We start from the raw sequence: 6,157 nt of genomic DNA, 5'->3' as shown, positions 1-6,157 counted from the left end.
CCTGCGGCCTGCGACGGTGGCTGCTGTCTCAAAACAAAAACCCGCGGGATCGCTCCCGCGGGTTTTCGGTCGCCTGAGATGTTGCTGCTTCCAGGGAAGCAAAAAAGGAGGATCAGGTGCCGGGTGAGCCGCCGCCGCCGGGGAGGCCGGGCGCCAGCTTGCTGGCGCCGCCGATGATCTGGCTGAGGAAGTTCTGGTCCTTGCCGCCGGTCGGCGTGGTCCGCGAGATGAAGTCGAACACCTTGCCGTCCTTCAGGCCGTAATTGGCGATCTGGGTAACGCGCCCGTCCTCGCCGAAATAGACCGCCAGCACCTTCTGGTCGACCAGCCTCGGCTTGTCGAAGGCGACGTAACGTTTGCGCGTTTGTGAGATGTAGTAGAAGGCCTCGTTGTCGAAAGTCGCCTTGGTCGACGGGGTGCCGAGCGCCAGAAGCACCTGTTCGCGGCTCGAGCCGACCGGCACCAGGTCGATCGCCTGCTGGTCGATGACGTAGCCCTGCGTCAGCGTCTCGCTCGGATTGAGATCGCCGATCATCTTCGACGAGTTGCAGGCGGAAAGCGCCGAAGCAACCACCAGCAGCGAGATCGCGCCGGCGGATCTCGGAAAAGCGGACCTGGGCAGAAAAGTCGACTTGATTTTCAGCGCGCGCAACTACAACTCCATTAGCTGGCCGCAACTTGCGCTGGGCCGCAAAACCGGTAAACCAGCTTGCTTGCCGATGCAACAAGGCCAATTCAACAAACGGTCCCCAGGAGACCACCCTCAATGTTCCAGCGCCTTTTTGGTCGCGAACGTCACGCCAACCGCGCTATCACCGAGGCGCTCTACGCACAAATCGTGGCAGCGGCGCGGCAAACTGTGCTTTATTCCGACTGGAATGTCCCGGACACGCCGCTTGGCCGCTTCGAGATGCTTTCGCTGCACATGTTCCTGTTCCAGCACCGGCTGCGCGGCGAGGGCGGTGTTGCCGGGGAGGTCGCGCAGGTGCTGATCGATGAGTTCTTCATGGATGTCGAGCATTCGCTGCGGGAACTCGGCATCGGCGACGTCGGCGTGCCGAAGCGCATGAAGAAACTGGCGAAGATGTTCTATGGCCGCACCGCCGCCTATGACGATGCGCTGGAACGAAACGACCATGACGCACTCGTCGCGGCGCTTGCCCGCAATGTCAGGCCCGATGCCGGCACCTGGCCGCAGGCGACGCATCTGGCCGGCTACGTCGCCGATGTCTCCAGGCGACTCGCGGAACAGCCGACCGAATCGATTGTTTCCGGCACGGTGGCATTCCCCATGGCCAAGACTATCTAAGAAAACAAGCCTATCTAAGAAGTAAGAGTATCTAAGGAAAAGATGAAACACGCCGATTCCCAGAGCTCCGATCGCCAGAGCCCCGTGTCCTTCGTGGCCAATGTCGCCCGGCTGCCGCAAAAGGGACTGCCGGTGCTGATCGAGGCCGACGCCGCGCAGCGCGCCGCGCTGGCAGGCGAGCACGAGTTGCTCTCGGTCGAGAACTACCGCGCCGAACTGCTGGTGGCGCCATGGAAGCGCAACGGCGTCAAGGTCAGCGGCCGCGTCGAGGCCGATATCACCCAGGCCTGCATCGTCACCCTGGACCCGATCGAGGCGCATATCGACGAGGCGGTCGACGCACTGTTCCTGCCGGAGCAGTCGAAGCTCGGGCGGCAGGGTTTCGAGGGCGGCGGCGAGATAATGCTCGATGCCGAAGGGCCGGACAGCCCAGAAACTTTTTCCGGCAATTCAATCGACGTCGGGGCGCTCGCCGAACAGTTCTTTGGACTGGCGATCGATCCCTATCCGCGCACGCAAGGCGTTTCGATGGAGGCTGCCGACGATGCCGGGACTGCGGAAAGCGAATTCCAGCAAAAGCTGCGTTCCCTGCTGGGGAAATCCTGAAAACCCGACCCAATCGGAGAAAGCCGGTTGTGCGGCAGCCCAAAAACGCTATTTTCGCCGAACCTTCGCGAGCCCTAAACCCGTTGCCAGCGCCAGGCGCTCGCTCAAGCAAACTGTGAGATGAACACCGCGTGATCAGGATTTCCATCGATGCCATGGGCGGCGATCACGGACCAAGCGTGGTCATCCCGGCGCTCATGACGGTCGCCACCCGGCGTCCCGACATCCGCTTCGTCATCTATGGTCGCGAGGAGGCAGTGCGCCCCGAACTCGCAAAGCTGCCCAAGCTGGCGGAAGTGAGCGAATTCATCCACTGCGAGATAGCAGTCCGGATGGACGACAAGCCGAGCCAGGCGCTGCGCCATGGCCGCTGGAAGTCGTCGATGTGGAAAGCGGTCGAGGCGGTCAAGGCAGGCAACGCCGACGCCTGCATCTCGGCCGGCAACACCGGCGCGCTGATGGCGATGTCGAGATTCTGCCTCCGCACCATGGCGACCATCGACCGTCCCGCGATCGCGGCGCTCTGGCCGACATTGCGTGGCGAAAGCGTGGTGCTGGACGTCGGCGCCACCATCGGCGCGGATGCGCATCAACTGGTTGATTTTGCCATTCTGGGCACTGGCATGGCGCGCTCGGTTTTCGGCATCGAACGGCCGAGCGTCGGTCTGCTCAATGTCGGCGTCGAGGAGATCAAGGGCCAGGAAGAGGTCAAGGAGGCGGGCCGCATGTTGCGCGAGGCCAACATGGCCTCGATGAACTATCATGGTTTCGTCGAGGGCGACGACATCGGCAAGGGCACGGTCGACGTGGTCGTCACCGAAGGATTTGCCGGCAACATCGCGCTGAAGACGGCGGAAGGCACGGTACGACAGATCGCCGGTTACCTGCGCGCCGCGATGGACCGCACGCTGATGGCCAGGATCGGCTATGTATTCGCCAAAGGCGCCTTCGATCGCCTGCGCGAAAAGATGGATGTCGGCCGCTCCAACGGCGGAGTTTTCCTGGGTCTGAACGGCGTCGTGGTGAAAAGCCATGGCGGCGCCGATTCGGACGGCTTCGCGGCGGCGATCGAGCTTGGCTACGACATGGTGCGCAACAATCTGCTCGATCGCATCGAAGCCGATCTGGATCTGTTCCATGCGCGCAATCCGCATGCCCAGACATCCAGGAAATCCGACGTCGTTGCCGACGCAGAGGAATAGGAAAGAGCCTTGATCAGATCAGTCGTGCGCGGCACAGGCGCCGCGCTGCCCCGCCGCATCATGAAGAACGCCGATTTCGAAGGCATGGTCGAGACCTCCGACGAATGGATTGCCCAGCGCACCGGCATCCGCCAGCGCCATATCGCGGCCGACGACGAGACGACGGCTTCGCTCGGCGAGGCGGCGGCGCGCGCAGCCCTCGACAATGCCGGCCTGACGCCGGCCGATATCGACCTGATCGTGCTGGCGACCTCTACGCCCAACAACACCTTTCCGGCGACCGCCGTCGACATCCAGAACCGGCTCGGCATGCATCACGGCTTCGCCTTCGACATGCAGGCGGTGTGCTCGGGCTTCGTCTACGCGGTGACGACGGCCGACCTCTATATCCGCGGCGGCTTGGCCAAACGCGTGCTGGTGATCGGCTCCGAAACCTTTTCGCGCATCCTCGACTGGAGCGATCGCTCAACCTGCGTGCTGTTTGGCGACGGCGCCGGCGCGATGGTGCTGGAAGCAGGAGAGGGGGTGGGCGGCATTGCCGACCACGGCGTGCTGGCGGCCAGCCTGCGCTCCGACGGGGCTCACAAGGACAAGCTGTTCGTCGACGGTGGAGCGTCGACCACCGGAACGGTGGGCCATCTCAGGATGGAAGGCCGCGAAGTGTTCAAGCACGCGGTCGGCATGATCACCGACGTCATCGAGGCGACGTTCTCGGCTGCCGGGATCACCGCTGAGGATCTCGACTGGTTCGTGCCGCATCAGGCCAACAAGCGGATTATCGACGCTTCCGCCAAGAAGCTCGGGATAGCGGAACAGAAGGTGGTGGTTACCGTCGATTTGCACGGTAACACCTCGGCTGCTTCCGTGCCGCTGGCTCTGTCGGTGGCGGTCGCCGACGGCCGCATCAAGAAGGGTGATCTGGTGCTGATCGAGGCGATGGGCGGCGGCTTCACCTGGGGCGCGGTCCTGCTTCGCTGGTAAGTGCCGAACTGGCAGGTTCGGTCCTTGACCTTGCCGGATCAATTACTTAGGCTCTATCTTTGCTTATTATAGAGTTATGTTTTTTTGAGCTGATGGGGACGGTTCGCATGGGGGGAAAGACACTTACGCGCGCCGATCTTGCTGAAGCCGTTTATCGCAAGGTTGGCTTGTCACGTACTGAATCGGCCGAGCTCGTTGAAGCGGTTCTGGACGAGATCTGCGAGGCGATCGTTCGCGGCGAGACGGTGAAATTGTCGTCGTTCGCGACGTTCCATGTCCGCTCCAAGAACGAGCGCATCGGGCGCAACCCCAAAACCGGCGAGGAAGTGCCGATCCTGCCGCGCCGCGTGATGACCTTCAAATCGTCGAATGTGCTGAAGAACCGCATTCTGCGCGCCCACCAGAACAGCAAGGCCAAGGGCAGCAAATAGCGCCTGTGCTTCAAAGCCCGGTTGAAAATGGTTGCCTGCTTTGACGCCGGGCTTGAATATTGTTTCATAAACCGCTGAAATAAGGCTCGATTCGGCAGAACAAGCCGGATCGGAATGACTCTTTGTTGAGCATGATCCTGGCCGAAAACCGATTCCCAGCTTTCGGAATCATGCTCCAGCGTGAGGATTTCGCCCATGGACAAGAGCCCCGACGCTTTCCGCACCATCAGTGAGGTCGCAGAAGATCTCGACCTGCCGCAGCATGTGCTGCGTTTTTGGGAAACGCGTTTCAACCAGATCAAGCCGATGAAGCGCGGCGGCGGCCGTCGCTACTACCGGCCGCAGGATGTCGAACTGATCAAGGGCATCCGCCACATGCTCTACGATCAGGGCTACACGATCAAGGGTGTGCAGAAGCTGTTGCGCGAGAACGGCAATCATTTCCTGGTCGCCATCGGCAATGGTGACATGGCGGCCGTCGAGGCGATCTCGCAACGTCGGCAGGCCGATGCGGTGCCGCTGACCCCGGCGGCCCAGCCGCGCGGCGCCGATGACGAGATGCTGGTCGGCGAGCCCAAGGTGAAACCCAGCCGGCGCTTTTTCGGCCTGGGCAAGACCGACGACGAAGGCCCGGTGCAGCCGGGCACGTCGAAACTCTCGCGCGACAATCGCGCTTTGCTGCAGGAGGCGCTGTTCGACCTTCTGGAATGCAAGCGCCTGCTCGATCAGGTGCGCTAGCCGCATGACCCCGAAAATCGGAATCGATTCGAAAAGGATCATGCGCAACTTAAAGTGCTACAGAGTCCTTTGCGCGTCCGATAGGATGCGCGGCGCTGTAGTGCATGTCGCCCAAAACCATGCCCTTGGGCTGGCCGAGGGCGCGCAGCGGGGTTTGGGATAACGACTGCAGAAGAACTTCAAGCGGGTTGCATGGCTCCCTTTAGATGCGCTCTGGGCCCCGATCGGTCGCGGCAAAACCGGAACCGGTTTTGCGATCGTGCGTTCCTTCCGCAAAAGAAGGAAGCCTGTCATGGTATCATTTTCGACCCTCTCCGACATCGATCTTGAAAAACAGGTCGCGGCCCTCTCCAGGGAATTGGCGGCGCTGAGGAAAGCCGTTTCCAAGCGCGGCAGCGCTTATTACGAGGACGGGCGTGACACTGCGTCGGACTATTACTCGGACCTCGCCGAGCGCTTCAGTGACGCTCTGCCTGCGATCAGGAGGCATAGCAGGGTGATAGAGAAGACAGCCCGCGATCATCCCGCGACAGCGGCCGCTGTCGGTCTGGTTGTGGTCGGGCTCGTCGCGAGCCTGTTCCTCAGCCGCCAGCAGAAAACGTCGCGAACGAGATCGAGATCGGCACGTTGAGACAAGAAAATGGCGGCGCGGTCGGCCGCCATTTTCGTTGACGACAGGTCGATCAGCGCGCGAGCTTGAGCGTGTTCTTCGGGCTGACTTGCGCGGTCTGGCTGCATTTGACGTAGACGGTGCCGTTCGAGTCGGTGGCGTCAGAGTAGGTACCCTTGCAGTCGAGCTGCAGCACCATGCAGTGACCCGCGTCCTTGCAAACCGCGCCGCCGCCGCTCGGATGCGTCCCGTTGGCGAAGGCCGAGTTCGGCACTGAAAG

Annotated in this window: 9 protein-coding genes; 7 read left to right on the top strand and 2 right to left on the bottom strand. The window is 62.0% G+C overall.

Annotation, left to right across the window (positions count from 1 at the left end):
• Positions 1–112 precede the first annotated feature (112 nt).
• The gene (locus tag NMG70_RS13635) at positions 113–652 is read right to left on the bottom strand and encodes an outer membrane protein assembly factor BamE (protein WP_254025009.1); all 540 of its coding nucleotides are present in this window, start codon (positions 650–652) and stop codon (positions 113–115) included.
• Between the two features lie 114 nt (positions 653–766).
• On the opposite strand from NMG70_RS13635, the gene NMG70_RS13630 reads away from it, so the two are divergent.
• The 7 genes from NMG70_RS13630 (at position 767) to NMG70_RS13600 (ending at position 5,898) form a co-directional block, all read left to right on the top strand.
• Positions 767–1,309, top strand: a complete 543-nt coding sequence (locus NMG70_RS13630; RefSeq protein WP_254025008.1) for a ubiquinol-cytochrome C chaperone family protein — start codon at positions 767–769, stop codon at positions 1,307–1,309.
• Positions 1,310–1,351: 42 nt separating this feature from the next.
• Positions 1,352–1,915 carry a YceD family protein gene (locus NMG70_RS13625; RefSeq protein ID WP_254025007.1) on the top strand — a complete coding sequence of 188 codons (564 nt, stop codon included), beginning with the start codon at positions 1,352–1,354 and terminating at the stop codon, positions 1,913–1,915.
• A 131-nt stretch (positions 1,916–2,046) separates the two neighbouring features.
• On the top strand, positions 2,047–3,117 hold the full coding sequence (gene plsX / locus NMG70_RS13620) for a phosphate acyltransferase PlsX (RefSeq protein WP_254025006.1): 1,071 nt from the start codon (positions 2,047–2,049) through the stop codon (positions 3,115–3,117).
• Between the two features lie 9 nt (positions 3,118–3,126).
• The gene (locus NMG70_RS13615) at positions 3,127–4,098 is read left to right on the top strand and encodes a beta-ketoacyl-ACP synthase III (protein ID WP_254025005.1); all 972 of its coding nucleotides are present in this window, start codon (positions 3,127–3,129) and stop codon (positions 4,096–4,098) included.
• Positions 4,099–4,205: 107 nt separating this feature from the next.
• Positions 4,206–4,529 carry an integration host factor subunit alpha gene (locus NMG70_RS13610; RefSeq protein WP_095485783.1) on the top strand — a complete coding sequence of 108 codons (324 nt, stop codon included), beginning with the start codon at positions 4,206–4,208 and terminating at the stop codon, positions 4,527–4,529.
• A 195-nt stretch (positions 4,530–4,724) separates the two neighbouring features.
• Entirely contained in the window at positions 4,725–5,267 is a 543-nt protein-coding gene (locus tag NMG70_RS13605) for a MerR family transcriptional regulator (RefSeq protein WP_095485784.1), read from the top strand.
• A 292-nt stretch (positions 5,268–5,559) separates the two neighbouring features.
• Positions 5,560–5,898 (top strand): hypothetical protein, encoded by a 339-nt coding sequence (locus NMG70_RS13600; protein ID WP_254025004.1) that lies wholly within the window; start codon positions 5,560–5,562, stop codon positions 5,896–5,898.
• A gap of 52 nt (positions 5,899–5,950) precedes the next feature.
• On the opposite strand, the gene NMG70_RS32665 is transcribed toward NMG70_RS13600, so the two are convergent.
• Positions 5,951–6,076 (bottom strand): hypothetical protein, encoded by a 126-nt coding sequence (locus tag NMG70_RS32665; RefSeq protein WP_301555156.1) that lies wholly within the window; start codon positions 6,074–6,076, stop codon positions 5,951–5,953.
• Positions 6,077–6,157 lie beyond the last annotated feature (81 nt).

Source organism: Mesorhizobium ventifaucium (genome assembly GCF_935822925.1).
GTDB lineage: Bacteria > Pseudomonadota > Alphaproteobacteria > Rhizobiales > Rhizobiaceae > Mesorhizobium > Mesorhizobium ventifaucium.
Note: the sequence above shows the minus strand (reverse complement) of the source record. Positions and strands in the feature narration are given on the sequence as shown.

Bases quoted from the DNA above. Each gene is read 5' to 3' on its own strand.
- NMG70_RS13630 (WP_254025008.1), top strand. From the start codon at position 767: ATGTTCCAGCGCCTTTTTGGTCGCGAACGTCACGCCAACCGCGCTATC.
- NMG70_RS13625 (WP_254025007.1), top strand. From the start codon at position 1,352: ATGAAACACGCCGATTCCCAGAGCTCCGATCGCCAGAGCCCCGTGTCC.
- NMG70_RS13610 (WP_095485783.1), top strand. From the start codon at position 4,206: ATGGGGGGAAAGACACTTACGCGCGCCGATCTTGCTGAAGCCGTTTAT.
- NMG70_RS13605 (WP_095485784.1), top strand. From the start codon at position 4,725: ATGGACAAGAGCCCCGACGCTTTCCGCACCATCAGTGAGGTCGCAGAA.
- NMG70_RS13600 (WP_254025004.1), top strand. From the start codon at position 5,560: ATGGTATCATTTTCGACCCTCTCCGACATCGATCTTGAAAAACAGGTC.
- NMG70_RS32665 (WP_301555156.1), bottom strand. From the start codon at position 6,076: ATGGTGCTGCAGCTCGACTGCAAGGGTACCTACTCTGACGCCACCGAC.